This is a genomic window from Pseudomonas sp. AS2.8, from assembly GCF_014190935.1.
In the GTDB taxonomy this organism is placed as follows: Bacteria; Pseudomonadota; Gammaproteobacteria; order Pseudomonadales; family Pseudomonadaceae; genus Chryseomonas.
Window position 1 is genome coordinate 1,331,783 of sequence record NZ_JACHVV010000001.1, and the last position, 24,186, is coordinate 1,355,968.

The 24,186-nt window shown below is 66.1% G+C and carries 24 protein-coding genes and 1 riboswitch; of the genes, 10 read left to right on the plus strand and 14 right to left on the minus strand.

What is annotated here, in order from left to right; translation table 11 throughout:
• Window positions 1-76 precede the first annotated feature (76 nt).
• Window positions 77-841: a 5-oxoprolinase subunit PxpA gene (locus FHR73_RS06050; protein ID WP_183630006.1), complete on the minus strand. Its 765-nt coding sequence runs from the start codon at window positions 839-841 to the stop codon at window positions 77-79.
• 118 nt (window positions 842-959) lie between these two features.
• Here FHR73_RS06050 and FHR73_RS06055 point away from each other — a divergent pair, with 118 nt between their 5' ends.
• The 3 genes from FHR73_RS06055 (at window position 960) to FHR73_RS06065 (ending at window position 3,549) form a co-directional block, all read left to right on the plus strand.
• Complete coding sequence (locus tag FHR73_RS06055) at window positions 960-1,877, plus strand: LysR family transcriptional regulator (protein WP_183630007.1); 918 nt, start codon at window positions 960-962, stop codon at window positions 1,875-1,877.
• 137 nt (window positions 1,878-2,014) lie between these two features.
• A complete protein-coding gene (locus FHR73_RS06060) occupies window positions 2,015-2,266 on the plus strand; it encodes a helix-turn-helix domain-containing protein (RefSeq protein WP_183630008.1) in 252 nt (83 codons plus the stop codon).
• Window positions 2,263-3,549 carry a HipA domain-containing protein gene (locus FHR73_RS06065; protein ID WP_183630009.1) on the plus strand — a complete coding sequence of 429 codons (1,287 nt, stop codon included), beginning with the start codon at window positions 2,263-2,265 and terminating at the stop codon, window positions 3,547-3,549. Before FHR73_RS06060 ends, FHR73_RS06065 begins: the two co-directional genes overlap by 4 nt.
• 23 nt (window positions 3,550-3,572) lie before the next feature.
• Here the strand turns inward: FHR73_RS06065 and FHR73_RS06070 are convergent, their stop codons facing one another.
• A complete protein-coding gene (locus FHR73_RS06070; RefSeq protein WP_183630010.1) occupies window positions 3,573-3,971 on the minus strand; it encodes a hypothetical protein in 399 nt (132 codons plus the stop codon).
• A gap of 34 nt (window positions 3,972-4,005) precedes the next feature.
• Window positions 4,006-5,019, minus strand: a complete 1,014-nt coding sequence (locus tag FHR73_RS06075; protein ID WP_183630011.1) for a 1-aminocyclopropane-1-carboxylate deaminase — start codon at window positions 5,017-5,019, stop codon at window positions 4,006-4,008.
• 158 nt (window positions 5,020-5,177) lie between these two features.
• On the opposite strand from FHR73_RS06075, the gene FHR73_RS06080 reads away from it, so the two are divergent.
• Window positions 5,178-5,648 carry an Lrp/AsnC family transcriptional regulator gene (locus tag FHR73_RS06080; RefSeq protein WP_183630012.1) on the plus strand — a complete coding sequence of 157 codons (471 nt, stop codon included), beginning with the start codon at window positions 5,178-5,180 and terminating at the stop codon, window positions 5,646-5,648.
• Between the two features lie 110 nt (window positions 5,649-5,758).
• Here the strand turns inward: FHR73_RS06080 and FHR73_RS06085 are convergent, their stop codons facing one another.
• The 11 genes from FHR73_RS06085 to FHR73_RS06135 all read right to left on the minus strand — a co-directional run bounded on the left by FHR73_RS06085 (window position 5,759) and on the right by FHR73_RS06135 (window position 18,594).
• Complete coding sequence (locus FHR73_RS06085) at window positions 5,759-7,135, minus strand: GntP family permease (protein WP_183630013.1); 1,377 nt, start codon at window positions 7,133-7,135, stop codon at window positions 5,759-5,761.
• Between the two features lie 89 nt (window positions 7,136-7,224).
• Window positions 7,225-8,055, minus strand: coding sequence for an amidohydrolase (locus FHR73_RS06090; protein WP_183630014.1), 831 nt, complete (start codon window positions 8,053-8,055; stop codon window positions 7,225-7,227).
• A gap of 28 nt (window positions 8,056-8,083) precedes the next feature.
• A complete protein-coding gene (locus FHR73_RS06095) occupies window positions 8,084-9,373 on the minus strand; it encodes an MFS transporter (protein WP_183630015.1) in 1,290 nt (429 codons plus the stop codon).
• Window positions 9,374-9,507: 134 nt separating this feature from the next.
• Window positions 9,508-10,239, minus strand: coding sequence for a GntR family transcriptional regulator (locus FHR73_RS06100; RefSeq protein ID WP_183630016.1), 732 nt, complete (start codon window positions 10,237-10,239; stop codon window positions 9,508-9,510).
• 281 nt (window positions 10,240-10,520) lie between these two features.
• The gene (locus tag FHR73_RS06105) at window positions 10,521-11,675 is read right to left on the minus strand and encodes a M20 family metallopeptidase (RefSeq protein ID WP_183630017.1); all 1,155 of its coding nucleotides are present in this window, start codon (window positions 11,673-11,675) and stop codon (window positions 10,521-10,523) included.
• Window positions 11,675-13,069: a M20 family metallopeptidase gene (locus FHR73_RS06110; RefSeq protein WP_183630018.1), complete on the minus strand. Its 1,395-nt coding sequence runs from the start codon at window positions 13,067-13,069 to the stop codon at window positions 11,675-11,677. Before FHR73_RS06110 ends, FHR73_RS06105 begins: the two co-directional genes overlap by 1 nt.
• Window positions 13,070-13,083: 14 nt before the next feature.
• Window positions 13,084-14,046, minus strand: a complete 963-nt coding sequence (locus FHR73_RS06115; protein ID WP_183630019.1) for an ABC transporter ATP-binding protein — start codon at window positions 14,044-14,046, stop codon at window positions 13,084-13,086.
• Window positions 14,043-15,038: an ABC transporter ATP-binding protein gene (locus tag FHR73_RS06120; protein ID WP_183630020.1), complete on the minus strand. Its 996-nt coding sequence runs from the start codon at window positions 15,036-15,038 to the stop codon at window positions 14,043-14,045. The genes FHR73_RS06115 and FHR73_RS06120 overlap by 4 nt, the downstream gene beginning before the upstream one ends.
• A gap of 15 nt (window positions 15,039-15,053) precedes the next feature.
• Window positions 15,054-15,956, minus strand: a complete 903-nt coding sequence (locus tag FHR73_RS06125; protein ID WP_183630021.1) for an ABC transporter permease — start codon at window positions 15,954-15,956, stop codon at window positions 15,054-15,056.
• A gap of 8 nt (window positions 15,957-15,964) precedes the next feature.
• Window positions 15,965-16,882 (minus strand): ABC transporter permease, encoded by a 918-nt coding sequence (locus FHR73_RS06130; protein ID WP_183630022.1) that lies wholly within the window; start codon window positions 16,880-16,882, stop codon window positions 15,965-15,967.
• Between the two features lie 191 nt (window positions 16,883-17,073).
• On the minus strand, window positions 17,074-18,594 hold the full coding sequence (locus tag FHR73_RS06135; RefSeq protein WP_183630023.1) for an ABC transporter substrate-binding protein: 1,521 nt from the start codon (window positions 18,592-18,594) through the stop codon (window positions 17,074-17,076).
• A 172-nt stretch (window positions 18,595-18,766) separates the two neighbouring features.
• Here FHR73_RS06135 and FHR73_RS06140 point away from each other — a divergent pair, with 172 nt between their 5' ends.
• The 6 genes from FHR73_RS06140 (at window position 18,767) to FHR73_RS06165 (ending at window position 24,027) form a co-directional block, all read left to right on the plus strand.
• Window positions 18,767-19,672 (plus strand): LysR family transcriptional regulator, encoded by a 906-nt coding sequence (locus tag FHR73_RS06140; protein WP_183630024.1) that lies wholly within the window; start codon window positions 18,767-18,769, stop codon window positions 19,670-19,672.
• A gap of 178 nt (window positions 19,673-19,850) precedes the next feature.
• Window positions 19,851-19,950, plus strand: a riboswitch (guanidine-I (ykkC/yxkD leader).
• A gap of 51 nt (window positions 19,951-20,001) precedes the next feature.
• Window positions 20,002-21,066 (plus strand): putative urea ABC transporter substrate-binding protein, encoded by a 1,065-nt coding sequence (locus FHR73_RS06145; RefSeq protein ID WP_183630025.1) that lies wholly within the window; start codon window positions 20,002-20,004, stop codon window positions 21,064-21,066.
• Between the two features lie 23 nt (window positions 21,067-21,089).
• Window positions 21,090-21,902, plus strand: coding sequence for an ABC transporter permease (locus FHR73_RS06150; RefSeq protein WP_027599335.1), 813 nt, complete (start codon window positions 21,090-21,092; stop codon window positions 21,900-21,902).
• A complete protein-coding gene (locus FHR73_RS06155) occupies window positions 21,902-22,660 on the plus strand; it encodes an ABC transporter ATP-binding protein (RefSeq protein WP_183630026.1) in 759 nt (252 codons plus the stop codon). The genes FHR73_RS06150 and FHR73_RS06155 overlap by 1 nt, the downstream gene beginning before the upstream one ends.
• 11 nt (window positions 22,661-22,671) lie before the next feature.
• Window positions 22,672-23,382 (plus strand): urea amidolyase associated protein UAAP1, encoded by a 711-nt coding sequence (locus tag FHR73_RS06160; RefSeq protein ID WP_183630027.1) that lies wholly within the window; start codon window positions 22,672-22,674, stop codon window positions 23,380-23,382.
• Between the two features lie 9 nt (window positions 23,383-23,391).
• Complete coding sequence (locus FHR73_RS06165) at window positions 23,392-24,027, plus strand: urea amidolyase associated protein UAAP2 (protein WP_108581726.1); 636 nt, start codon at window positions 23,392-23,394, stop codon at window positions 24,025-24,027.
• Window positions 24,028-24,186 lie beyond the last annotated feature (159 nt).

Consider the following 24,186-nt stretch of genomic DNA (forward strand, 5'->3'; position numbering starts at 1 on the left):
GCAATGTTGTCGGAAAGGCAGGCGTAGCTAAAGGCGGGAGGACCCGGCGTCTTGGCGCCAGTGTCCGCGTGGAAAACTAGCCGGCGCCCGGGGCGCGGATGGCGATGCCGGCGGCGTCCAGGCGCTGGCGGATGGCCTGGGCCAGGCCCAGCGCACCGGGGGTGTCGCTGTGCAGGCAGATGGATTCGAAGGCCACCGCGACCTCGCCCCCTTCCACCGTGGCGACCCTTCCCTGCTGGCAGGCTCTGAGCACCCGTTCGGCCACCGCCTGGGGATCCAGCGCGCCCATGCGCCGGACCAGGACGATGGAGCCGCTGCAATCGTAGTCCCGGTCGGCATAGAACTCGCGCACCAGGGGCTGGCCCAGCTCGCGACCGATTCGCCAGGTGGCCGAATCGGGCAGGCAATAGAGCAGCAGCCCGGGTTCGAGCCGTTGCAGCGTCTCCACCAGCAGCCGGGCAGCCGCCTCGTCCCGGGCCAGGTGCATGAACAGCGCGCCATGGGGCTTGAGGTGCTGCAGCCGCAGGCCATGCAGCCGGGCGAATTCACGCAGGGCACCGAGTTGATAGACGATATCGGCCACCAGCTCTTCGGCAGGCATCTGCAGCGGCCGGCGACCGAACCCCACCAGGTCGCGATAGCCCGGGTGGGCACCGATGGCCACGTTGCGCGCCTTGGCCTGTAGCACGGTGCGCTGCATGAGGACGGGATCGCCGGCGTGAAAGCCGGTGGCGATATTGGCCGAGCTGACCAGGTCGAGCAGTTGGTCGTCCACGCCGTCGCCCAGTGTCCAGGCGCCAAAGCCCTCGCCCATGTCGGAATTGAAGTCCACCTCGATCATTGCGGTATTCCCTAGCTACGGTGCGTTGTTCTCGACCTTAGGACTGCCCTGCCCCCTTGGGAAGATTTATTATCCAAGGTCCGGTGTTCGGAAAAATCGATACCTCAGGACAGTCGTCATGGCCCTTACCCTGCGTCAGCTGCGCTACTTCACCGCGACCGCCGAACTGGGGCAGATCTCCCAGGCGGCCATCCACCTGAACATTTCCCAGTCGGCGGTGACCAGCGCCATCCAGGAACTGGAGGGCGTGCTGGGCGCCAGTCTGTTCGTCCGCTCGGCGCAAGGCATGGCGCTGACCGATGCCGGTCGGCATTTCCTCAACCATGCCTATGGCATCCTGCGCGGGGTCGATGATGCCCTGAGCAGCGCCCTGCCCGACCACCGCGCCAGCGGCGAGTTGCGCATCGCCGCCAGCTATACGGTGATCGGCTACTTCCTCCCCCACCACCTGCAACGCCTGGCGCAGCTCTATCCCGAGGTGACGGTGGCGGTGCACGAGCAGGAGCGCCAGGCCATCGAGGAAGCGCTGCTGGACAAGCGCATCGACATGGCGGTGGTGCTCACGGCCAACCTGACCCACGAGGACATCGTTTCCGAGACACTCTTCAATTCCGAACGCCGGCTCTGGCTGCCCAGTGGCCATCCCCTGCGCGATCGACCCAACGTCAGCCTGGCCGATGTCGCCCGCGAGCCCTATGTGCTGCTGACCGTCGACGAAGCGGAACAGAGCGCCATGCGCTATTGGCGCCAGTCAGGCCTTGAACCCCAGGTGCGGTTGCGTACCAGCTCGGTGGAAGCCGTGCGCAGCATGGTGGCCAACGGCAGCGGCGTGGCCATCCTCTCCGACCTGGTCTATCGCCCCTGGTCGCTGGAGGGCAAACGCCTGGAAACCCGTACCCTGGTGGAGTCCATCACACCCATGAGCGTGGGGCTGGCGTGGCACCGCGAGCGTCCGCTGACACCCGCCATGCAGGCCTTTCGCAGCTACTTCCACAGCGCCTTCCTGGCCCCCCAGCAGCTAGGGGCACGACGCTAGCGGAAGATCAAAATCCTCACGATCAGAAGGATTTTGTCTTTTCAGCAGTTCTAAAAGTAGAAATCCTCACGATCTTGAGGATTGTACTGCGTTTCCCTTTGGCGTTAGCCTGATCCCCACGCTCGTGAGGATGAATCATGCAGGTGCTACTCAAGAATGCTGCCGATCTCGGCGCCCTCGTCCGCCAGGCGCGCAAGGCCCAGGCCCTGCGCCAGGACGATGCCGCCGGCAGTCTCGGCGTCAGTGAAAACTTTCTCGGCAAGGTCGAGCGCGGCGGCGAGACCGTCCAGTGGGGCAAGCTGTTCCAGGTATTGGAAGGCCTGGGGGTACGCCTGATCGTGGATCTGCCTCCCGAGGTGGAAGCCCAGCCGGATACCCGGGCACCATGAGACGTGAACTCCTGGCCTGGATCGACGACCAGCTGGTGGGTCGGCTGGCTGACGAAAACGGTATCTGGTCGTTCCATTACGAGTCCGGTTGGCAGGCCTTCGGGCTCTGTCCGCAGTTGCCCCTGCAGCGAGCGCCGCTGATCGATGGCAGTTCGCAGCGACCGGTGCAGTGGTACTTCGACAACCTGCTGCCCGAGGAAGGCCAGCGGCAACTGCTCGCCCAGGATGCGCGCCTGGACGCCGCCGATGCCTTCTCCCTGCTGAGCTGGTACGGAGCCGAGTCCGCCGGCTCGCTTACGCTGCTCGCCGAAGGCCAGCGCCTGTCGCCGGGGGATCGCCGCCCCCTGAGCGACGCCGACCTCTCCCGGCGGATCCAGGCCATGCCGCAGCTGCCGCTGACCCACGAGGCGCTCAAGCGCATGTCGCTGGCCGGCGCCCAGCACAAGCTGGCGGTGATCCTCGCTGAGCAGGACCTGCAGGAACCCGTGGGCGCCCTGCCCTCGACCCATATCCTCAAGCCGGACCATCCCCACGAGGCATTCGCCCATTCGGTGATCAACGAGTGGTTCACCATGCGCCTGGCGGGTATGGCCGGGCTGATCGTTCCTGCCGTCGAGCGCCGCTACGTACCCGAGCCGGTCTATCTGATCGAGCGCTTCGACCGCGTCCGTACCCCGGGCGGCTGGCAGCGACGCCATGGCATCGACGCCTGCCAGGTGCTGGGGCTGGACCGTCATTTCAAGTACCAGGCGGGTAGCGTGGAGCGCCTGGCCGAACTGGCCCGACTGTGCGAGGCACCCGCCGTGACCCGGACGCGGCTGTTCAACTGGCTGGCGTTCAACGTGCTGGTGGGCAATACCGACGCCCATCTGAAGAACCTGGGCTTTCTGGTCTCATCCCGCGGGCTCGCCTTGGCGCCCTGCTATGACCTGCTCTGCACGGCCGTATACGAGAGCCGCGCCTTCGATCAGCAGCGCTGGCCGGACGCGACCACCCTCGCCTGGCCGATCCTCGGTGAAAACCGGCTGGTGGCCATCGACCGCGAGCGATTGCTGGATGCCGCCGAGGTGCTGGGTATCAAGCGCTCGCCGGCCGCTGCGCAGCTCCAACGCCTGCGCCAGCGCCTGCCCTCCCAGGCCCAGCAGTTGCTGGAACAGACCGAGCGGGAGAACCAGGCCCTGGCGGGCGCGCGGCCTGAGTTGCGGGCAGTCTTCGCCGGCGAGTTGCGCTGCCTGCGGGCGATCAGGGCGCTGATCGCCGAACAGGTCGAGCGACTGGCCTGACGGCCCGCCCCTGACGGCTAGCCTCAAAGCGGCAGCACCGCCAGCAGCCGGTCGCGTCTGAGCTGTTGCAGGCGGGCGATCAGCTCAGGCGTGGGGGTGGCGCTCGAGAACCGCTGCAGCCGTTGACCGGCGACCGATCCCAGCCATTCCAGCTGGTTCGAGCCCGCCGGTTCGACCGCCAGCAGCAGACAGTCGCCACCCAGCCGGGACAACAGCCTTACGATCCGGCTGTGCGGACCCTGCGTCAGCCACTCCTCGTGCAGCCCGCCGACGTCCTCCAGTTGCAGTACCGGAAGGTCGCTGCAGCCGGGTAAGCCGCTGCGCAATTCCGCCGTCACCGCGGGTTCGAGATCGCCATGCAGGATGACCAGCGCCACGGCCGGTCGGAGGTCTTCCATCGCTGTCCAGGGTTGGCTCGTCATGCTGGACCTCCTCGTGACCGGTCGTGGCCTGGGCTCAGGCGAAGGCGTTGTGGTAGGCGTTGAGTGCCGGTGCGCCCCCGAGGTGAACATAGAGCACCCGGCTGCCCTTGGCGATCTCGCCATTGCGCGCCATGGCGATCAGCCCAGCCATGGATTTGCCCTCGTAGACCGGGTCGGTGAGCATCCCCTCCATCTGCGCGGTATAGCGGATGGCCTCGACGGTGGGGCCATCCGGCAAGCCGTAGTCCGGTCCGCAGAAACGTGGCTCGATGATGACGTCCTCGTCGCGGATCTCCCGCTTCAAGCCGATCATCTCGGCGGTGTTGCGCGCGATCTTGGTCACCGCGGCACGGGTCATCTCGGCGTCCGCCGCCGTGTCGATGCCGATCAGGCGACGCTCGCGCTCCTGGGCGCGAAAGCCCACCACCATGCCGCCCTGGGTAGAACCGGTACAGGTGGCTGTCACCACGGTATCGAAGAAGACGCCCTGCTCGCGCTCCTGGGCGGCCAGTTCATCGGCGAAATGGGCATAGCCAAGACCACCCAGCGGATGGTCCGAGGCGCCGGCGGGAATGGCGTAGGGCTTGCCGCCTTCGCGTCGCACCTCGTCCAGGGCGCGCTCCCAGGTGGCCTTCACCGCGGTGGAATAGCCCTCGCCTTCGAGCAGCGTCTGGGCGCCCATCAGGCGGGACAGCAAGATGTTGCCGACCTTGTCGTAGACCGGGTCTTCCCACTTGGTCCATTCCTCCTGGACCAGCCGGCACTTCATGCCCAGCACCGCGGCCACGGCGGCGACTTGCCGCGTGTGGTTGGACTGGATGTTGCCGATGGACACCAGGGTATCGCAGCCCTGCGCCAGGGCATCGGCGGCCAGCCATTCCAGCTTGCGCACCTTGTTGCCGCCATAGGCGAGACCGGAGGAGACGTCGTCACGCTTGGCCCAGAGTTCGATACCGAGGTCCTTCGACATGCGCTCCAGCTTGTGCAGGGGCGACGGGAAATAACCGAGCTTGACGCGGGGAAAACGCTTTTCGAGATCCAGGGACATAGCGGCGACTCCAGAGGTGAGAGAACGCCTCAATGCTAGGGAAAACGGCAAAAAAGGTGCTTTCGAATGAGCGGTACGAAATCTGCTTTCCTTTTGACCGATTCCCAAAATCCGCATGGATGTTCCTCCACCAACCGCTTTTCAAGGAGAATCTTTCGATGAGCGAAGCTGCGGAACTGACCCCGGTCGAACGCAAGATCCTGCGCGCCCTGCAGCAGGACGGACGGCTGAGCAATGCCGAACTGGCGCGCCAGGTTTCCCTGAGTCCGAGCGCATGCTGGAACCACACGCGCAAGCTGTTCGAGAGTGGCGTCATCACCAGCGTCCGGGCCCATGTGGACCCCAAGGCGGTGCAACGGGAAACCGCGGTACTGGTGGGCGTGGTGCTGGACAGGTCGACCCCGGATTCCTTCCAGGCCTTCGAAGCGGCCGCCCGCGCCCTGCCCCCGGTGCTGGAGTGCTACCTGGTGGCCGGCGACGTCGACTACTTCATCAAGCTCAGGGTCAAGGACATCGCCGCCTTCAATCGCCTGCACAGCGAACGGCTGATCGCCCTGCCCGGCGTGCGCCAGGTGCGCACCTTTTTCGTGCTGAACGAAGTCAAGACGGAGGGACTGTTGCCCATCTGAACGGGCGGTTGGCGCCCAGGCGCCCAGGGAGGGACGGGCGCCGAGCGGCGCCCGTTCGGATAAGGGTTTTCACGGATGGCGGCGTCCTGATTCGACGCCGCCTCAGCTCATTACACGACCACGTTCAACAGCAACACCACAATCAAACCGACCACGGCGACGATCGATTGCACCACCGAAATGGTCTTGGTGGCTTCGCCCATCGTCATGCCGAAGGATTCCTTCACCATCCAGAACCCTGCATGGTTGGCGTAGTTGAAGAACAGCGAGCCGCAGCCAATGGACAAGGCCAGCAGCGGCAGGTTGAGGCTGGGATCAGCACCGGCAAGCGGCGCCAGCAAGCCGGCAGCCCCGACGATACCTACCGTGGCGGAACCGGTAGAGACCGAAAGCAACATGGCGATCAACCAACCGAGGACCAGCGGAGGGAACGCCGACTGCTGAGTCAGGTGCACAATCGCATCGCCCACCTTAGCGCTGGTCAGCAGTTGCTGAAATGCACCGCCGCCGGCGATGATCATGATGATCGAGGCGATTGGCTTGAGGCTCTTGCCCAGCGATTCGCGCAATAGCTCCGCATCGCCACCGCGCGCGAGTACCAGACTCGCCCCGGCGAACAGTACGCCCAGCAGCATCGCTATCAGCGGATTGCCGAGGAAACCGGCCATTTTCAGTAGCGCATTGTCCTTGGCCAATACCATCTCGGCGACGGCATGGATCAGCATCAGGATCGCCGGCAGCAAGGCTGCCAGCACGCCAAGGTATACGCTGGGGCTTGGTTTATCGTCGGCTTTTTCAGCCAGGGTGAACTGATCCAGCAACACCTGATCGGGCCGAGTGCTCATGCGCGGGGAAATGAACGCGCCATACAGTGGGCCGCCTAAGATCATGGCCGGGATCGCCGCCAGGAAACCATAGAGCATGGTCGGACCGACCGAGGTTTTCAGCGCGGCGATGGCCGTCAACGGGCCAGGATGCGGCGGGACCATACCGTGCATGGCGGCCAGTGCGGCAATCACCGGAACGCCCACATAGACATACGCTGAACCCTTGAAGCGCGCCTGACTTTCCAGCTTGCGCGCCACGCTGAAGATCAGCGGCAGCATGATCACCAGGCCGACCTCGAAAAACATCGGAATGCCAATCACAAACGCGACCATCATCATCGCCCACGGAATCATCCGATCCGATGTGCGCTTGAGGATGACCGCCGCAATCTGCTCGGTGACGCCAGCGTCCGCAAGTATCTTGCCGAGCATCGCCCCCAGCGCGATGACCACCCCCACTGCCCCCAGTGTCTTGCCGGCGCCGGTGACCAATTGCGAGACGATGCGATCTGGCTCCATACCGGTTGCAAAGCCTACGCCGACGGAAACTACCAGCAAAGCCAGCAGCGGGTGCATTTTGAGGCGCGAGACGATCAGCGCTACCAGCACCAGGACGCTGATCAATGCCGTCAGTAACAGATCTATATCTAAGGGAGTCATGAAAGGTTCTCGGTTGGGCTGGTGCCAAACTCTTGTAAGTGGATGAGGTGAATGGCATCTGCAACGGCTAAGTTGCAGCGTTCGTCTTTCTAGAAACCAAATAACCTGCGAGGCGCTTGCACCCGCAGCGAGGCGCTGGCTTGCGCCGAAAGCTCCAGGGCTTGCAACTGTTCGACGACGGTGGCGAAAGCTATGCTTTGCTCATGCTGCGTATGGGGCCAGTCGCTACCCCATACCAACTGATGCAGGCCAAAGCTTTTTTCCAGCAACGGTAATGCCCTTCGAGCGAAATCAAGGTTCTGTCGTGGCGTACCTCCCAGACGATAGATTCCCGATACCTTGATCCAGATCGAACCTTTCGATCCGGCCTCAAGCAACTCGCCAAACCCGGGCTGATCGAGACCCGCATTCGCGTCCGGCCGCCCAAAGTGATCGATCACCAATTTCACGCCGAACGGCGTCAGTTGCTGGATCAAGCCCGGCAGATCCTTGACTTCCCGGTGCAACTCGACATGCCAGTCGAGATCCGCGATATCCCTGAAGAATCCTTGCCAGGCACTGTCACGAAAATCAGGTAACGCCTTGCCGATCAGGTTCAGGCGCACGCCGACCACGCCCAGTTGAGCCATGTCGTTCAAGGTGGAACGACTGATGCCTGGCTCCAGCACTACCACACCGCGCAACTGCCGAGGTGCTTGCTTCAACGCCGCCAACAGGTAGCTATTGTCGGTGCCAAGGAAACTTGGTTGCACCAATACACCGTGACTCAGACCATGCGTTTGCAAATGCTCAAGGTACTGGTCGAGCGTGGCGTCGTACTCAGGACTGTAGCGCCGTGCGCCGATCAGCTGCAGATCACGGCTGAACACATGGGCATGGGCGTCAATGCCGGTGATCGACTTGGGGCGTGGAGCTGACATGGGTTTTATCTACTGAAGGTTGGGATCATCACGCCCGAGCGCGCTGATTGCCGTTGATATTGGCCGGAACGGAGGTGGCATTGGCTGCAAGGTCCCTGCCCCGGGTTTCAGGCAGGCAAAGTGCGGCAAGCACTCCCACGCCGTAGGCGATTCCGGCATCGATACCTATCGCCGAACCCAGCGACATGGAATCACTCATGTGCCCGACCAGGAATGGAAAGACAGCGGACAGCACCCGGCCAAAGTTGTAGCAAAAGCCAACGCCGGCGCCGCGTACATCGGCAGGGTAAAGTTCGTTGAAGAACGCTCCCAGACTGGCCGGAATACCGGCGGCGAAGAACCCCAACGGGAACCCCAGGAACAGCATCTGCGTATTGGTCAGCGGCAAAAATACATAGCACTGCACCGTGACCACGCAGCACAGGGCAAACAGCACGATGTTCTTACGACGGCCAAGGCGATCGATCAAATAACCGCTGGCCACACAACCACACCAGAAGGCGAAGATGATCACCGCCAGATAGCCGCCCGAGTTCAGCACAGACAGATTGCGCTCGGTCTTGAGGAAAGTCGGTAGCCAGGTCATTACCGCGTGATAGCCACCGTGCGCACCCAGTCCCAGCAGCCCGCCAAACAGGGTCACGCGAATCAGTTCCGGGCGAAAGATGCCCGCGAGCGATTTGAAGAAACTCTGCGGAATGGCGTTGTCTTCTTGCAGACGCCGGAAGCTGTCCGGCTCCTCGACGTTACGACGCACCCAGAGGATCAGGAGCGACGGCAGCAACCCGACAAGGAACATCGCCCGCCAGGCCATGTCCTGCGGCACCGAGGTATAGATCAGCGTGAACACCCCGACCGCCAGGCCCCAACCCACCGCCCAGGCACCTTGTACAGTGCCCATGACCTTGCCGCGATAGTGCGGATTGATCGTCTCGGCCATCAGCACCGCGCCGGCCGCCCACTCCCCGCCAAGCCCGAAACCCTGCAGCGCCTTGACCACCAACAGCTGATTGAAGCCCGTGACGAAAGCCGAGAGAAAGGTGAAGAACGAGAACCACAGGATCATCGACTGCAACGTGCGCACACGGCCGTAGCGGTCAGACAACGTCCCACCCACCCAGCCACCGAGTGCCGAGGTGACGAGGGTAACGCCGCTGATCAATCCGGCATCGCCCTTGGTCAGCGCGAAAGCGGCGATCAGCGCCGGAATCGCCAGACCGAACATCTGTACTTCCAGCGCGTCGAGCGACCATCCGCCGAAGCAGGCCCAGAATGTCTTGCGCTCACGAGGAGTGATCTGGCGATACCAGCTGAACATGATTCTTATCCTTATAGGTGCTACTGCCAGGCAGCCGACGCCCAACCCCGCCGCGACAGGGTCAACGTTGGCAAACAGACAGCAATCGGGCGGCGATCGAGCCGCCGCAGAAGGCTTCGCTACCCAGACAGGCGTTAGCGAATATCCACGCGGTAGCGGAAATGCTCCGCGTGGCCGCGCGAGCGACGCCATTCCAGCGGGTTACCCGCGTAATCGCGAGCCAAACGCTCGATCACGATCACCGGACTGTTGACCGCTACCTGGAGCAATCGGGCCTGCACGTCATTCACCGATTCAGCGGTCAGCGTTTCCTCTGCCGATGCAACGACCTGTCCGCATACTTCTTCGTAGATCGGATACAGCAGCGGCCCTTCCCGGCTGAGGTCGATCTCCAGCAGCGCCTGAAACCGCTGGCGGGGCAACCAGATTTCTTCGGCGAGTACCGGCTTAACATCGAGCAGACGCACACGGACAATACGAATGACCGGCGCATCGGCGGGCAACCCTAGCGCTTGCGCTACGGCCGAAGGTGCCGCAACGGGCTCGATCGAGAGGATGCGACTCTCCGGGACCTGGCGCTCACCGGAAACAGTCTGGAATCGGAAGAAACGGAACAGGGAGGATTGAAACTGCGCCCGTCGAATGAACGTCCCGCGCCCTTGCTGCCGTTCCAGAATGCCCTCACTGACTAACGCATCAATCGCTTTGCGCACCGTGCCGGTGGACAGTTGATATTCCGCAGACAGCGCCGCTTCGGTAGGGATCGCCTCCCCCGGACGCCAGCGATTATTGGCGATCTGCTCAGCCAAATGGTCACGCAGGCGCTGGTACAGCGGCAGTCGGGCATCACTGGACAAGGAATTCATCGACTTTATTCACCTTGTTATCTAGTCATCTATATGAATATCCTGGCGAGTATTTGCCCAGACAACCTGGCTGTCAAGGAAGAGCCTTTCGTCTCGCTGACGAAGGGCTGCCCTACCGCCCCTGTCATCGAAATGCAGGTCTTCGCCGGCAATGTCGGATTCTGGCCGATTGTTGCCCCGAACCAAGGGCAGCTATGGGTCGATGGTTCGAAGACCCAAAGCCGCCACGTGTGGCCCTCGTCGGCTAGGCGTCGCACCTGTTTCGGAAACCGGCAAGAGGATCAGGCCTTTACGGCCAGGGCCAGGATGGTCGCCACCAGCGCCTGGGTGCGCGGGACCAGGGTGTCGAGCACCAGGAATTCCGCCTCGGTATGCGCCTTGGCGCCAACCGGACCCAGGCCACAGAGGGTGGGCACGCCCAGGCTGGCGGTGAACCCGGAGTCGGCGCAACCGCCGGTGAATTCGCCCTCGACGCTGAAGCCGAGGTCCTGCGCCTCGCGCTGGTAGAGCGCCAGCAGGTCGTGGCTCAGGTGCTCTTCCATGGGCAGGAACAGGCAGCTGGGCTCGACGCGGGCGGCAGTCCCCGGTACCTCCACTTCGGCGACGATGGCCTCAATGCGCGCCTGCAGCTCGGGCCAGTCGGCCAGGGCGACGAAGCGCACGTCCAGGCGCGCGGTGGCGCTGGGCGCGACGGTATTGCTGGAGGTGCCGCCCTCGATGAGGCCAACATTGGTGGTGATGCCGCGCTCGTAGTCGGTCAGGGCGTGCAGCTTGACCACCTTGAGCGCCAGAGCCTGGATGGCACTGGCGCCCTCGGCGTGACTGACGCCGGCATGGGCGGCGCGACCGCTCACGTTGATGACCAGGGTGGCGCCGCCCTTGCGCGCCTTGACCACGTTGCCACTGACCCGTCCGGGCTCGCAGTTGAGCACGGCTCGGGCACCGCGCGCCGCCGCTTCCAGGTGCGGGCGGGCGGTGCCTGAGCCGATCTCCTCGTCGCCGGTGTAGAGCACCCGTACCGGAAACGGCAACTCGCCGGCGCGCTTGAGCGCGCGCAGCGCAAAGCAACTCGCCACCAGGCCACCCTTCATGTCCGCGACGCCGGGACCATAGGCCTGGCTGGCATCCTGGGTGAAGCCGCGGCTGGCCACGGTACCCGGCGGAAAGACGGTGTCGCGATGGCCCAGCAGCAACACCGCGGCGCCGGTGGCAGGCCCCACCTGGGCGGCGAGGACGTCACCGAAGTCGGCCACCGGTGTCCGGACGACCTCGATGCCGTCTTCGGCCAAGGCGGCGGTAAGCACCGCACCGACGGCATCGACGCCGGCCTTGTCGTAGCTGTTGGAATCGGTATCGACCAGGCCTTGCAGCAGGCGGGTCATCGGCTCGCGCTGGGTGGCGAGCCACTCCAGGGCATCGGTCTTGGCAAGGGGCATCAGCTGCGGCTCCAGCGATCGCCCAGGTCCCAGAACAGCCCGGCCATGAGTTGCAGCCCCTGCCGCACGACCGGGGCCAGGAGATGCTCGTTGGGCGCGTGCTGGGAGCAGGCGGGATAGGAATGGGGTACCCACAGCGTGGGCAGCTCGAGGATGTCGGCAAAGATGTCATTGGGCAAGCCGCCACCGAAATTGGGCAGCAAGGCGGGCTTCTCGCCCAGGGTGTGGGTCAGGGACGTCAGGGCCCAGTCCACCCAGGGATTCTCCGGGTCCAGCCGCGAGGCGTGGAGGATCTCGTCCTTGGCGCGGGAGACCCGCACCGCGGCGAAACCCCGTTCGGCCAGGTGCGCCTCGATCAGCGGAATGAAGGTCGTGCAGTCGCAGCCGGCGACGAAGCGGATCTGGCAGTGGGCACGGGCACTGCCGGGAATGGCGTTCACCGGGGCCTCGGGATTGCCGGTGGTGAAGGCCAGCAATTCGAAGGTGTTCCAGCCGTAGACGCGTTCGGCCGGGGTCAGCCCGGGCTCGCCCCAATGGGGATCGATGGCCGGATCGCCCGGCGCGCCGCCCACCTCGATGTCGGCCAGGGCACGGCGCACCGGTGCGGGCAGCTCGGTGGGCTTGAGCCCCTTGACCTGGATCTGGCCCTGGGCATCCACCAGGCTGGCCAGCGCATGGGCGAGGATGATGCCGGGGTTGGCCAGCAGTCCGCCCCAGTTGCCGGAGTGGTGGCCGCCTTCGCGCAGCTCCAGGTGCAGATCGAAATTGAAGGTGCCGCGGGCGCCCAGGAACAGCGTGGGGCGGGATGCCGAGACCCGCGGACCGTCGGAAGCGAGGAACAGGTCGGCGGCCAGGGCCTGGCGCTGCTCCTGGCAGAAGGCGCGCAGGCCGACCGAGCCGATCTCCTCGCCCATTTCCAGCAGCAGCTTGACGTTGTAGCCCAGGCGTCCGCCGCGCGCGGCGATCACCTGCTCCAGCGCCGCCAGGTTGAGCAGGTGCTGGCCCTTGTTGTCGGCGGTGCCGCGGCCATACCAGCGCTCGCCCTGCTCCACCAGCGTCCAGGGCGCGAGGCCCTCGCGCCAGCGACTGGCGTCGCCCCGCACCACGTCGCCGTGGCCATAGCTGAGCAGGGTCGGCAGCGTCGGGTCCTCGATGCGCTCGGCGATCAGCAAGGGCCCCTTGCCGGCGACCGGGTTATCCAGCCGCCGTCTGCTGAAGCCGAGACTGGCGACATAGGGGCCGATGAATTCATCCAGGTAGCGCTGCAGCTCCGCCTGGCGCTCGGGTTCCTGGCTTTCGGTGGGATGGGCCACCGCGGTGGCGAGCCGCGCACGGAAGGCGCCGCTGTCGAAGTGCGCGGCGGCGAGCTCAAGGGCATGGGTACGGCTGGTCATGGCGGACTCCGGGGTCAGGCGGGTTCGGGCAGGTGGCAGCGCTTGCTGCCGCCGGGGATGGTTTCGCGTTCCGGATAGCGCTCGGCGCAGGGGCCGAAGCAGCGCGGGCAGCGGGGATGGAAGGCGCAGCCGCTGGGCGGCGAGATGGGATTGGGAAAGCTGCCGCCGAGGCCCAGCGCCGGGAGCCCCAGCGCCGGATCGGGGGTGAGCACCGCATCCAGCAGCGCCCGGGTATAGGGATGCGCCGGCTGGGCGAACAGCGCCGCCCGCTCGCGCTCCTCGACGATCTTGCCGAGGTACATCACCGCCACCCGGTCGGCCAGGTGCTCCACCACCGCCAGGTTGTGGCTGATGAGCAGATAGGTCAGGCCGAATTCGCGCTTGAGCTCCAGCAGCAGGTTGAGGATCTGCGCCTGCACCGAGACGTCCAGCGCCGAGGTGGGTTCGTCGCAGATCAGCACGTCCGGACGCATCACCAGGGCGCGGGCGATGGCTACCCGCTGGCGCTGGCCGCCACTGAGCTGGCCAGGATGGCTGTCGGCGGCGCGCCGCGGCAAACCGACCACGTCGAGCATCTCCGCGACCCGCCGTTGCTGTTCCGCAGCCGAGCCCAGGCCATGCACCTTGAGCGGCAGCGCCACGATCTCGCGCACCGTCTTGCGCGGATTGAGCGACGAATAAGGGTCCTGGAAGATCGGCTGGATGTGCCGGGCCATGCGCTTGCGATCCACCCCGCGCAGGTGCTCGCCGCCCACCAGGATGTCGCCGCTGGTGGGCGCCAGCAGCCCCAGCAGCAGCTTGGCCAGGGTGCTCTTGCCGCACCCCGATTCCCCCACCAGCCCTAGGGTCTCGCCGCGATAGAGTCGCAGCGAGATGCCATCCACCGCCTTGAGGGTGGCCGACGGGCGAAACAGGCCGCGACCTAGGGTGAATTCGCGGCGGATGTCGCACAGCTCCAGGGCGATCTCGCGGCTCATCGCACACCTCCGACCCGGCGCAGGGGTTCGCTGGGCAGGGCGAAGTGGCAACGCGCCAGGTGCGCGCCCTCCGCCAGCAAGGGCACGCTGTCGGCGCAGGCCGCCACCGCCTGTGGGCATCTATTGCGAAAGGCGCAGCCGTGCTGCTCGCCGACCAGGCTGGGGACCAGCCCGGGAATGGCGCCCAGCGGCTGCCCGGGACGGGTCCGGCCCGGTACCGGGATGCTCGCCAGCAGGCCGCGGGTATAGGGATGTCGGGGGGCGGCGAAAAGCTCGGTGGCCGGTGCCTGCTCGACGATCTGGCCGGCATACATCACCGCTACCCGGTCGGCGATGCGCGCCACCAGCCCCAGGTCGTGGGTGATGAAGACGATGGCCGTGCCGAATTCCCGCTGCAAATCGCGCAGCAGGTGCAGGATCTGCGCCTGGATGGTGACGTCCAGCGCCGTGGTCGGTTCGTCGGCGATGATGAGGTCCGGCTCGCAGAGCAGCGCCATGGCGATGACCACGCGCTGGCGCAACCCGCCACTGAGCTGGTGCGGATACTGGCGCAGGCGCTCGCCGGCGTTGCTGATGCCGACCTTTTCCAGCATGGCCTCGGCGCGGGCCCAGGCGGCCTTGCGGTCCAGCCTGCGGTGGCGCTGCAGCACCTCGGCGAGCTGGTCGCCGATGCTGTAGGCCGGATTGAGGGCGGTCATGGGCTCCTGGAAGATCATCGCCAGGCGATTGCCGCGCAGGTCGCGCATGCCCTTTTCGCCCAGGGTCAGCAGGTCGTGCTCGCCCAGCGTAAGGCGCGCCGCCTGGCGCCGGGCCTGGCGCGGCAGGAGGTCCATCAGCGCCAGGGAGGTGAGCGACTTGCCGCAGCCGGATTCGCCCACCAGGCAGAGCATCTCGCCCCGCTCCACCTGCAGGTCGAGGCCGCGTACGGCGTGCAGGGTGTCATCACCCAGGGGGATATCGATGCGCAAGTCTTTAACGTCGAGCAGTGCCATGGTCAGTCCTCCGCTTTAGTTGCGCCCGCTGGGCGCGGCCAGGTCCCGGATACCGTCACCCACCAGGTTGATGGCCAGCACCAGCAGCATCAGGGCGATGCCGGGAATGGCGATCACCCAGGGCGAAAAGAACATGTAGGGCTTGCCCTCGGCGATCATCAGCCCCCAGGACGGCAGCGGCGGCTGCACGCCCACGCCGAGAAAGGACAGGGTCGCCTCCAGCAGGATGGCGTGGGCCATCTCCAGGGTGATCACGACGATCAGCGCCCCCAGCACATTGGGCAGGATCTCGCCGACGATGACCCGCCAGGGCGAACAGCCCAGCGCCTGGGCGGCGGCGACGTATTCGGCATCGCGGATCTGCTGCACGGCGGCGCGCACCACCACGGCGAAGCGATCCCACAGCAGGCAGCCGAGCAGGATCACCACCACCTGCAGCGAGCCACCCACCAGGGACGCGGCGGCCAGGGCCACCATCACCACCGGCAGGGCCAGGCGGGTGGTCACCAGGTAGCTCACCAGGGCATCGACCTTGCCGCCGTAGTAGCCGGCGAGCACCCCGAGCAGGGTGCCGATGGCGCCGGAGATGAGCGCCGCGGCCAGGCCGATGAACAGCGAGATGCGCGCCCCATAGAGCAGGCGGGAGAGGTAGTCGCGGCCGAGCTTGTCGGTGCCCAGCGGATGGGCCCAGGTGCCCTTGGCCATCCATACCGGTGGTTTCATCCGCTGCATCACGTCCTGGGCATAGGGATCGTGGGGCGCCAGCCAGGGCGCGGCCAGGGCGGCGAACAGGATGCCGACGAGCAGCACGGCGCCGAGGGCGAAGCCGCGGTGGCCGAACCAGCGGCGCAGCTGGCGGCCCAGGGTCGGACGCGGCGGGAGATAGTCGTCGAGCACGAAGGGATTGGCGACGGTCATGGAGTCTCCTAGCGCACGCGAATGCGCGGGTCGAGCAAGGCGTTGAGCAGATCGGCCACCAGCGTCAGCACGATGTAGATCAACGCGATCAAGAGGACGATGGCCTGCACCACCGGGAAGTCGTTGCGGGCGATGGCGTCCCAGGCCAGCTGGCCGATGCCCTGCAGCGAGAACACCGCCTCGATCACCACCGAGCCGCCCAGCATGAAGCCGAACTCCACCGCGGCCAGGGCCACCACCGGGATCAGCGCATTGCGCAGGGCGTGCTTGAACAGCACCCGCGCCGGACTCAGGCCCTTGGCCCGGGCGGTGCGGATGTAGTCGGCGCCCAGCACATCGAGCATCCCGGCACGGGTCAGGCGCATCAGCGAGGGGGTGGCGTAGTAGCCCAGGGCGATCGCCGGCAGGATGAAGTGCTGCCAGCTGGTATTGCCGGACACCGGCAGCCATTTCAGGGTGACGGCGAAGATGACGATCAGCACCAGGGCGAACCAGAAGCTGGGCATCGCCTGGCCGAAGGTCGCCAGGGTCAGCGCCAGGCGGTCGATCCAGGTGTCGCGCCGGACCGCGGCCAGCACCCCGAGCGGGATGGCGATGAGCAGCGCCACCAGCAGCGCGATGGCGCCCAGGGTCAGGGTGATGGGCAGGCGGCTGGCGATGAGATCCCGCACCGATTCCTGGAAGAAGAACGACTGGCCCAGGTCCAGCCGCAGCAGCTGCCCGATCCACTCGACGTACTGCGTCGCCAGGGGTTTATCGAGTCCGTGCTGATGACGCACCACCTCGATCTGCTCGGCGGTGGCCTCGGGGCCAGCGATGGCGGTGGCCAGGTCGCCGGACAGGTGCAGCAGGAAGAAGCTGATGAGGGAAACGGTAAAGGCCACGGCCAGGGCGATACCCAGGCGGCGCAGGAGGTATGCGGACATGTTCGGCTCCTCGGCTGAGAACCTGTTCAAGCGCTGCTGCGCGTCGGCCAAACGGCGTTGAAAAGGCCTTCGGAATGCTCATTTACCATTCGTAAACTCCGCTTCCTCAGGCTTTTTCGCCTTGTTTGGCTCTAGCTCGCGAGCTCTTGAACAGGTTCTGAAGGCGCCCCCGTGCGGGGCGCCGGGACGGATCAGTTCCAGTGGGCCAGGGCGAATCGCGGCAATTCGTCCGGATAAGGCTGGAAGGCCAGGTCCGAGGTGAAGGCGTAGTTGATGGAATAGTTGAACACCGGTGCCCAGTAGGCCTGCTCGGCGATTCGCTGCAGCGCCTTGCGGTAGTTGGCCTTGCGCACCGCCGGATCCATGGCGGTGTCGGCCACCTTGAGCCAGTCGATCACCTGGGGATCCTTGGCCACGTCGTCGGCATTGCCCTTGAAATACACGCCGGTGGCCGCCGAGGCATCGGCGATGGAGAAGGAGCCCCAGGCGAGAAAGGCCATGGGCACCTTGCCGGCGCGCTGCTGGTCACGCAGGGCGGCGTATTTCAGATAGCGCAGCTTGGCGTCGATGCCCACCGCACGCAGGTCGCCGATCAGCGCCTCCACCACGTCACGATCGCGGTAGGCGAAGATCTCGGTGCTGAAGCCGTTGGGATAGCCGGCGGCCTTGAGCAGCGCCTTGGCCTTGGCCGGGTCGTAGGCATAGCCCGGCACCGCCTTGGCATCGCAGCCGAATTGCTCCGGATAGCAGGCCACCTGCAGCGGCTGGCTGCCGCCCCCCATGAGCTGACTGGCGATGGCTTTGCGGTTGATCGCGTAGTTGACCGCCTGGCGCACCTCGGCCTTGGCAAAGGGCGAATCCGGGCTGGAGGCGCCCTGGGCGTCCATGCTGAGGAAGCCGATCCTCATGCTGGCGCCGCTCTCCACGGTGAGGTTGGGCGCGGCCTTGAGTTGCTCGGCCTGGTCCGGCGCCACGCGCCAGGCCCAGTCGATGCCACCGGTCATGAGCTCGGCGAGCCGGGTCTCGGCGTCGGGGATGACGCGGAACTTGATGTGGCCGATGCGCGGCTGACCCTGGGGACTGTCCTTGAAATAGTCCGGATTGCGCTCCAGCGTGACCCCCTGGCCGCTGTTGACCGCGACGATGCGATAAGGCCCGGTACCCACCGGCTTCTGCGCGAAGCCCGCCAGGCCCACCTTCTGGAAATACTTGCCGGGATAGATGGGCAAGGGATTGGCCAGGTACTCCAGCGCTGCAGGGAATGGCTGTTTGAGGTGCAGGCGAACCTTGTATTCGCTCAGCTTCTCGGCGCTCTTGATCCAGTTGACGTTCTGCTGGGTGACCACCTTGCCTTCGGGCGAGGCCACGTAGTTGAAGGTGAAGACCACGTCGTCGGCGGTGAAGGGATCGCCGTTGTGGAAGGTCACGCCCTGACGCAGATCGAAGTCGAGGGTCAGCGGATCGACCTGCTCCCAGCGCGTGGCCAGCATCGGCCGGTATTCACCGGTCTGGGGATCGCGGTAGATCAGGGTGTCCCAGGCCAGGTGGGCGAGGATCACCCCTTCCCGGGCATCGTTGTGGTAGGGACTGACGTTTTCGGGTTCGGTGTCGGAGGCGTAGACCAGGGTGTCGTCGGCCTTGCCGGCGAAGGCCTGGCTCTGGGCCAGAAGAGTGGAAAGCGCGATGCCACAAGCGAAACCTTTGAGTCCCATGCCGTCTGTCTCCGGGGCGGTGGTTGGTCAAAGGCAGGTCCGCGAAACGCGGGAAAGGAGGAACAGCTGACACCTGTTATTTGGTCTCTTGGCCCGACTCTAGGTCTTGCCATCCCATGCCACAAGCAGAATATTTAGATGCGAGCCATGCCTTTTCGGCAAAGGAGGCCCCATGCAGCCCTACGGAATCCAGTCCACTGCCCTGCGCTATTTCCTCGAGGTGGTGCGTTGCGGCTCCATCAGCGAAGCCTCTCAACGGCTCAATGTCGCGGCCAGTGCGGTGAGTCGCCAGATCGCCAAGCTGGAGCGCGAGCTGGAGACGCCGCTGCTCGAACGCCGCGCTCGCGGGGTGGTGCCCAGCGCCGCCGGCGAACGCCTGGCGGTGCACGCGCGCAAGGCGCAGCTGGCCAGCGAGCAGGTGGCGGCGGAACTGCGCGGCCTGGCCGACCTGCGCCGCGGCCAGGTACGCCTGGCCACCACCGAAGGCTTTTCGCTGGACTTCCTGCCTGAGGTGATCGCCGCCTTTCGCCAGGGCTATGCCGGCATCCACTTCTCCCTGGAGGTCTGCGCCCCCGCCGTGGTGACCCGCCGCGTCCAGGAAGGCGATGCCGACCTGGGGCTGACCTTCAGCCTGAGACCCGAGCCGGACATCCGCGTCGAGGCCACCCTGAGCGGCGCCATCATGGCGATCGTCGTCCCCGACCATCCGCTCGCCAGCCGCACCGGCCTGGCCCTGGTCGATCTGCAGCCCTATCCCCTGGCGCTACCGACGCCGGATACCACGATCCGCCAGCTGTTCGACATCTGCTGTGGCGTCCAGGGCCTGTCCTTCGAACCGGTGCTGGTAAGCAACAACATGCAGGCGCTCTATCGCTTCGCTGCCCTGGGTGCCGGGGTGGGTCTGTTCAGCGAGTTGAGCCTGCGCAGCCGGTTGCGCGAAGGCCAGCTGGTGGCCCTGCCCCTGCTGGACGAGGGCCTGTCGGCGCGGCGGATCGAGTTGCAGAGCATGGCGGGTCGCGAATTGCCGCCGGCGGTCAATGCCTTCCGTCACGCGCTGATCGCCGCCCTGGGGCGCTGAGTCAAAGCGGTGCACCCTGCCGCCCCGGACGCACTGCAACGGGGCGACGCGAGGGTTGCAGCCTCATCTTCCCGGCGAGAAATCCACCTGGCTCGGGGCCTGGCGGCAACTGGCACGCATCTGGCAGAAGCCACAGCGTGCAGGAGCACCGGCCAGCCGGTTTGATGCACCACAATCTGCAATGGATGACTAGGGTTCCGACTCGCTCGTGCGGGTGTCTGGTCCGAGAGTCGTCGACCTCTGATGGGGTTACACGGCGGGACAAAAGCCCGGGAGACACAGCGCCAGTCGCGTGCTCCTGTCCCGTCGTCCATCCTATTGGAGGTCCCATGCGCCATCCCCTGCTCGCCTCGCTCGTTCTCGGTTGTTCCCTGCTGCTTGGTGCCACCGCTCAGGCGGCGCCGCGCGACGACTTCAAGGTGTGCTGGACGATCTATGCCGGCTGGATGCCCTGGGGCGAAGCCCAGGCCCAGGGCATCATCGACAAGTGGGCCAAGAAATACGGCATCCACATCGACGTCGTGCAGCTCAACGACTACGTCGAATCCATCAATCAATACACCACCGGCCAGTTCGACGGCTGCGCCATGACCAACATGGACGCCCTGACCATTCCGGCCGCCGGCGGCGTGGACAGCACGGCGCTGATCGTCAGCGACTACTCCAACGGCAACGACGGCGTGGTGATGAAGGGCAAGGGCAGGACCCTGGCCGATCTCAAGGGCCAGCAGGTCAACCTGGTGCAGTTCTCCGTCTCCCACTACCTGCTGGCGCGGGCGCTGCAGAGCGTGGGTCTGAGCGAGAGGGACCTGACCACCGTCAACACCTCCGACGCCGACATGGTGGCCGCCTTCCAGACCGCCGACGTGCGCAACGTGGTGACCTGGAATCCGCTGCTGGCCGAGATCAAGGCCCAGCCCGACACCACCGAGGTGTTCGATTCCAGCAAGATTCCCGGCGAGATCCTCGACATGCTGGTGGTGAACACCGCCACGCTCAAGGACAACCCGGCCCTGGGCAAGGCGCTGACCGGTGCCTGGTTCGAGATGCTGGCGCTGATGCGGTCCGGCGACGCCAAGGGCAAGGCGGCCCTGGAAGCCATGGCCAAGGCCTCGGGCACCGACCTCGCCGGCTTCCAGGCGCAACTCGACAAGACCCGGCTGTTCGCCACGCCTGTCGAGGCCCTGGCCTTCGTCAAGGACCCCGCGCTGCCGACCACCATGCAGCGCATCGCCCACTTCTCCTTCGAACATGGCCTGCTGGGCCAGGGCGCGCCCAGCGCCGAGGCCATCGGCATCGCCTATCCGGGCGGCAAGACCAGTGGGGACGCGGGCAATCTCAAGCTGCGCTTCGATCCGACCTTCGTACAGCTGGCCGCCGACGGCAAGCTCTGAGCCCCGCCGCGAGGACGACGCCCATGCGCTTCATCAATCGGCATCCCGATCGGGGCGGCCGGCTCCTGCTGGTCCTGCTGCCCTTCGCCCTGCTCGCCCTGCTCTATCTGGTGGGCTCGGCCACCCGGCTGGCGGAGAACCCCAACGACAAGCTGCTGCCCAGCGTGGCGCAGATGGCTGATGCGGTGCAGCGCCTGGCCTTTACCGCCGACGTGCGCACCGGGGGTTATCCGTTCTGGCAGGACACCCTGGCCAGCCTGCAACGCCTGGGGCTGGGCCTGGGGATCGCCGCGCTGATCGCCCTGGTGGTGGGCATCGCCGCGGGCAGCCTGCCCCTGGTCGGGGCGCCGCTGTCGCCACTGGTGACGGTGCTCTCGATGATCCCGCCCCTGGCGATCCTGCCGATCCTCTTCATCGTCTTCGGCCTCGGTGAACTGGCCAAGGTGATGCTGATCGTGGTGGGCGTCACCCCGGTGCTGATCCGCGAGCTGGACCAGCGCGCCCGGGAGTTGCCCCGCGAGCTGCTGATCAAGGCCCAGACCCTGGGCGCCAACAGCTGGACGGTGATCCTGCGCCTGGTGCTGCCGCAGCTGCTGCCGCGCCTGCTCATCGCCCTGCGGCTGCAGCTGGGCGCCGCCTGGCTGTTTCTCATCGCCGCCGAGGCCATCGCCGCCACCGATGGCCTGGGCTATCGCATCTTCCTGGTGCGGCGCTATCTGGCCATGGACGTGATCCTGCCCTATGTAGCCTGGATCACCCTGCTGGCCTGGCTGCTGGACGCCGGCCTGCGCCTGCTGACGCGGCGCGCCTTTCCCTGGTATGGGGAGGGTCGCTGATGATCGAGGTCCGCAATCTCTGGCAACGCTACGGCGAGCAGGTGGTGCTCGAGGGCCTCAATCTGCAGGTGCGCGAAGGCGAATTCTGCGCCCTGGTCGGTGCCTCCGGCTGTGGCAAGTCCACCTTCCTGCGCCTGCTGCTCGGCCAGGAGCGCCCCAGCCGCGGCGAGATCCGCATCGATGGTCAGCCGCTGTCGGCGGAACCGGATCCCGAGCGGGGCGTGGTCTTCCAACGCTATTCGGTCTTTCCCCACCTGAGCGTGCTGGACAACGTCGCCCTGGGCCTGGAATTGCCCAGGTCCCCGCTGCTCGGCCGGCTGCTGGGCACCGCCAAGCGCCAGGCCCGGGAACAGGCCGCCGCCCTGCTCGAACGCGTCGGCCTGGGCCAGGCGCTGGGCAAGTACCCGGGGCAGCTGTCCGGCGGCATGCAGCAGCGCCTCGCCATCGCCCAGGCGCTGATCGTCCGGCCGCGCATCCTGCTCCTGGACGAGCCTTTCGGCGCCCTCGACCCCGGCATCCGCAAGGACATGCACGCCCTGCTGCTGGAGCTCTGGCACGAGCGCCCGCTCACGGTGTTCATGGTCACCCATGACCTGCACGAGGGCTTCAGCCTGGCCACCCGGGTGCTGGTGTTCGACAAGGTCCGCCAGGATCCGCAAGCCCCTGGCGCCTATGGCGCCCGCATCACCTACGACCTGCCCCTGACCGCCAAGACCCGGCCCGTGCATGCGGCCGGGGCGCGGCCGGCCCTTACCTGACGAGGTTGCCCATGACTGACGAACTGCTCTACCAGGAACGTGTCCCCGGCGGCGGTACCGCCTCCTTCATCCTCCGCCGCGGCCAGACCCTGCGGCTGACCGATGTGGAAGGCGGCGCCAATGTCAGCCTGCTGCTGTTCAATGCCGATGACCGCAGCGAGCGGCTGAACCTGCCGGATACCCTCAAGGGCCAGCACACCGCCCGCCTCACCGCCGGGCACTGCCTCTATTCCGACATGGGGCGGGTGCTGGCGGCCGTGGTGCGCGACACCTGCGGCTGGCACGACAGCTTTGGCGGCGTGGCCAATGCCGCCGAGGTGGCCGATAAATACGGCGCGGGTCGCTACCAGGAGTTGCGCAACGGCTTCCACCGCAACGGCACCGACAACCTGCTGGTGGAGCTGGCCAAGTGGGGCCTGGGGCTGGAAGACCTGCTGATGACCCTGAATCTGTTCAGTCGGGTGGACGTGGATGCCGAGGGCGCCTTTGCCTTCGTGCCCGGCAACTCCCGCGCCGGCGATCTGGTCGAGCTGCATGCGCCCATGAACACCCTGGTGGTGCTGACCGCCCTGCAGCATCCGCTGGACCCGGATCCGGTCTATGCACCGCGCCCGGTGGATCTCGCCCAGTTGCGCGCCGCGCCCGAGGTGGCCGACCGCTGCCGCACCTCGCGCCCGGAAAACGAGCGCGCCTTCCAGAACACCGCCCGCTACTTCCTCTGAGGCCCCGCCATGACCCTGATCGCCAGCACCAAACGCCCGGAAGATGCCAGCTACCGCGCCGTCCTGCCGGCCGGAGCGCCCTACCTCAAGGAGGTCAAGGCCGGCCAGACCCTGCGCATCCATGACCTGGAAGGCAACCAGGCGGTGGACACCCTCTTCTACGCCGCCGCCAATCCCCAGGAACGCTACGATCCCCAACGCACCCTGAGACGCCAGGGCCGGGTCTATCTGTCGACCGGCAGCGTGCTCTATTCCAACCTGGGCAATCCCCTGCTGACCATCGTCGCCGACACCTGTGGCCGCCACGACACCCTGGGTGGCGCCTGCTCCCAGGAGAGCAACACGGTGCGCTACGCCCTGGACCGTCGGCAGATGCACAGCTGCCGCGACAACTTCCTCTGCGCCGGTGGCCATGACGGGCGCCTGGGCAAGCGCGACATCGGCGCCAACATCAACTTCTTCATGAACGTGCCGGTGACCGCCGACGGCGGCCTGACCTTCGCCGATGGCATCTCCGGCGCCGGCAAGTACGTGGAGTTGCGCGCCGAGACCGACGTCATCCTGCTGATCTCCAACTGCCCGCAACTCAACAATCCCTGCAACGGCTGGAATCCCACCCCGGCGGAGGTGCTGCTATGGGACTGACCCGCGCACGCCAGCTCTGGCAGTGGCTGCGGCCGCAGCTCTATCGGCTGTGCGAAGTCCGCGCCGGACGCTACGGCTACCGCGGCAAGCGCTAGCCGCTGACTGACCTACCGCCCTCGCGCGGCCTCTTGGGGACGACCCCGGGAGCTTTTATCTGGC

Coding starts and splice junctions, on each gene's coding strand:
- FHR73_RS06050 (WP_183630006.1), bottom strand. CDS start 841: ATGATCGAGGTGGACTTCAATTCCGACATGGGCGAGGGCTTTGGCGCC.
- FHR73_RS06055 (WP_183630007.1), top strand. CDS start 960: ATGGCCCTTACCCTGCGTCAGCTGCGCTACTTCACCGCGACCGCCGAA.
- FHR73_RS06060 (WP_183630008.1), top strand. CDS start 2,015: ATGCAGGTGCTACTCAAGAATGCTGCCGATCTCGGCGCCCTCGTCCGC.
- FHR73_RS06065 (WP_183630009.1), top strand. CDS start 2,263: ATGAGACGTGAACTCCTGGCCTGGATCGACGACCAGCTGGTGGGTCGG.
- FHR73_RS06070 (WP_183630010.1), bottom strand. CDS start 3,971: ATGACGAGCCAACCCTGGACAGCGATGGAAGACCTCCGACCGGCCGTG.
- FHR73_RS06075 (WP_183630011.1), bottom strand. CDS start 5,019: ATGTCCCTGGATCTCGAAAAGCGTTTTCCCCGCGTCAAGCTCGGTTAT.
- FHR73_RS06080 (WP_183630012.1), top strand. CDS start 5,178: ATGAGCGAAGCTGCGGAACTGACCCCGGTCGAACGCAAGATCCTGCGC.
- FHR73_RS06085 (WP_183630013.1), bottom strand. CDS start 7,135: ATGACTCCCTTAGATATAGATCTGTTACTGACGGCATTGATCAGCGTC.
- FHR73_RS06090 (WP_183630014.1), bottom strand. CDS start 8,055: ATGTCAGCTCCACGCCCCAAGTCGATCACCGGCATTGACGCCCATGCC.
- FHR73_RS06095 (WP_183630015.1), bottom strand. CDS start 9,373: ATGTTCAGCTGGTATCGCCAGATCACTCCTCGTGAGCGCAAGACATTC.
- FHR73_RS06100 (WP_183630016.1), bottom strand. CDS start 10,239: ATGAATTCCTTGTCCAGTGATGCCCGACTGCCGCTGTACCAGCGCCTG.
- FHR73_RS06105 (WP_183630017.1), bottom strand. CDS start 11,675: ATGCCCCTTGCCAAGACCGATGCCCTGGAGTGGCTCGCCACCCAGCGC.
- FHR73_RS06110 (WP_183630018.1), bottom strand. CDS start 13,069: ATGACCAGCCGTACCCATGCCCTTGAGCTCGCCGCCGCGCACTTCGAC.
- FHR73_RS06115 (WP_183630019.1), bottom strand. CDS start 14,046: ATGAGCCGCGAGATCGCCCTGGAGCTGTGCGACATCCGCCGCGAATTC.
- FHR73_RS06120 (WP_183630020.1), bottom strand. CDS start 15,038: ATGGCACTGCTCGACGTTAAAGACTTGCGCATCGATATCCCCCTGGGT.
- FHR73_RS06125 (WP_183630021.1), bottom strand. CDS start 15,956: ATGACCGTCGCCAATCCCTTCGTGCTCGACGACTATCTCCCGCCGCGT.
- FHR73_RS06130 (WP_183630022.1), bottom strand. CDS start 16,882: ATGTCCGCATACCTCCTGCGCCGCCTGGGTATCGCCCTGGCCGTGGCC.
- FHR73_RS06135 (WP_183630023.1), bottom strand. CDS start 18,594: ATGGGACTCAAAGGTTTCGCTTGTGGCATCGCGCTTTCCACTCTTCTG.
- FHR73_RS06140 (WP_183630024.1), top strand. CDS start 18,767: ATGCAGCCCTACGGAATCCAGTCCACTGCCCTGCGCTATTTCCTCGAG.
- FHR73_RS06145 (WP_183630025.1), top strand. CDS start 20,002: ATGCGCCATCCCCTGCTCGCCTCGCTCGTTCTCGGTTGTTCCCTGCTG.
- FHR73_RS06150 (WP_027599335.1), top strand. CDS start 21,090: ATGCGCTTCATCAATCGGCATCCCGATCGGGGCGGCCGGCTCCTGCTG.
- FHR73_RS06155 (WP_183630026.1), top strand. CDS start 21,902: ATGATCGAGGTCCGCAATCTCTGGCAACGCTACGGCGAGCAGGTGGTG.
- FHR73_RS06160 (WP_183630027.1), top strand. CDS start 22,672: ATGACTGACGAACTGCTCTACCAGGAACGTGTCCCCGGCGGCGGTACC.
- FHR73_RS06165 (WP_108581726.1), top strand. CDS start 23,392: ATGACCCTGATCGCCAGCACCAAACGCCCGGAAGATGCCAGCTACCGC.